Source organism: Dietzia sp. B44 (assembly GCF_014145245.1).
Lineage (GTDB): Bacteria > Actinomycetota > Actinomycetes > Mycobacteriales > Mycobacteriaceae > Dietzia > Dietzia natronolimnaea.
Genome location: NZ_JAALEF010000129.1, coordinates 1 through 1,362, shown reverse-complemented (window position 1 = coordinate 1,362; position 1,362 = coordinate 1). Strand labels below are relative to the sequence as shown.

Annotated in this window: 4 protein-coding genes; 3 read left to right on the top strand and 1 reads right to left on the bottom strand. The window is 68.5% G+C overall.

Features of this window, described 5'->3' with window-relative positions; translation table 11 throughout:
- Positions 1 to 321: alpha/beta fold hydrolase (locus G6017_RS16700; RefSeq protein WP_524536249.1), on the top strand; the 321-nt coding region annotated here is incomplete at its 5' end.
- A gap of 22 nt (positions 322 to 343) precedes the next feature.
- On the opposite strand, the gene mftR is transcribed toward G6017_RS16700, so the two are convergent.
- The gene (mftR, locus tag G6017_RS05120) at positions 344 to 934 is read right to left on the bottom strand and encodes a mycofactocin system transcriptional regulator MftR (RefSeq protein WP_179525886.1); all 591 of its coding nucleotides are present in this window, start codon (positions 932 to 934) and stop codon (positions 344 to 346) included.
- Positions 935 to 1,032: 98 nt separating this feature from the next.
- Between mftR and mftA the strand changes: the two genes are divergently transcribed.
- Both mftA and mftB read left to right on the top strand, forming a co-directional pair.
- The gene (mftA, locus tag G6017_RS05115; RefSeq protein ID WP_422110512.1) at positions 1,033 to 1,158 is read left to right on the top strand and encodes a mycofactocin precursor MftA; all 126 of its coding nucleotides are present in this window, start codon (positions 1,033 to 1,035) and stop codon (positions 1,156 to 1,158) included.
- Between the two features lies 1 nt (position 1,159).
- On the top strand, positions 1,160 to 1,362 hold a 203-nt coding region (mftB, locus tag G6017_RS05110; protein WP_182616237.1), incomplete at its 3' end, for a mycofactocin biosynthesis chaperone MftB.

Below are 1,362 nucleotides of genomic sequence, written 5' to 3'. Positions count from 1 at the left end.
CGCCAGGACCCCGCCGCCGTCCCCGCGATGCTGTGCAACGACATGACCCCGGAGCAGACGCAGTGGACCATCGGGCAGGTGGTCGAGGACGCCGCGGCCCTGTTGTCGGAACCCGTTGATCTCAGTGGCCTGGCCGTGGACGTGCCCCGGACCTATATCCGGCTCACCCGCGACACGTGCTACACGCCTGAACTGCAGGCTCGTTCCGCCGACCTGGTCGGCGGTGGCACGGTGTTCCTCGACTCAGGGCACATGGCCATGGTGTCCATCCCCGAACAGCTCGCCGAGGTGCTGAACGGGATCGCCGCTCGCCAGGTGTGATGTCCGGGCTCTCCGTCCGGCCTCAGGCGAGGATGCACGTCCCCTGCCTGAGGAGTTCGTGGAGCCGGGCCTGGTCGGCGTCGGGCTCGTCGACCCAGCGCCGGTACGCCGAGAGGGCGATCCCGAGCGCGGCGTGAGCCGTGGCGGCCGGGATCAGATCGTGCACGGTCTCCCCGCGACGCGCGGCCACGAACTCCGCGACGGCCCTCCGCCAGTCCGCGTACATCAGCGTCGAATGGGCCTGGAGTTCGTCCACCCCGAGCAGTAGTCCCATCCGCAGGCGGTGCACCTGGGTCTCGGAGTCCGGGAAGGTGTTGAACGCGACGAGCGAGTCCGCCAGCGCGTCCCGGAGCGGGGTCGAGCCGGGGATCTCGGCCAGCTGTCGCCGCATCCCGTCCATCTGCACGTCGAACTCGCCCCACGCGATCGCCGCCTTCCCCGGGAAGTACCGGAAGAGGGTCCGCCGGGAGATGTGTGCGGCCTCGGCGATCTCGTCGACGCTGGTCGCGTCGTATCCCTGGCGCGCGAACAGCCTCAACGCCACCGCCACGATCGAGGCGCGCGTCGTGGACGGTCGTCGCCCGGGGACGCGACTGTCGTCAGACTCCGTCATTCCCATGATCGACAAGCCTAGAGCCATCCCGGACGCGGACCGTGCATTGACCATTGCAATTGGCACTAGGTGCCAATATGATGCAGGTCTCACCTGGAGTGGTGAGGAACCCAACCGCGTTGACGAGAGGAACCGCCGTGGAGAACACCCAGAACACCGAGGTAGTGCTGGAGGAGGCCCTCATCGAGGAGGTCTCGATCGACGGTATGTGTGGGGTCTACTGACATGACCTCCGCAGCAGCGCCGGCCGGCGCCGGACAGGACGCCGCGCCCGCGGCCTTCGATCTCGACGCCGGCTGGCGCCTGCACCCCGGAGTGGCGCTGCGTCCCGAGCCGTTCGGGGCCCTGCTCTACCACTTCCACACCCGCAAGCTCAGCTTTCTCAAGTCGCCGACCATCGTCGAGGTGGTCCGCATCCTCGCCGACCA

Coding starts and splice junctions, on each gene's coding strand:
- mftR (WP_179525886.1), bottom strand. CDS start 934: ATGACGGAGTCTGACGACAGTCGCGTCCCCGGGCGACGACCGTCCACG.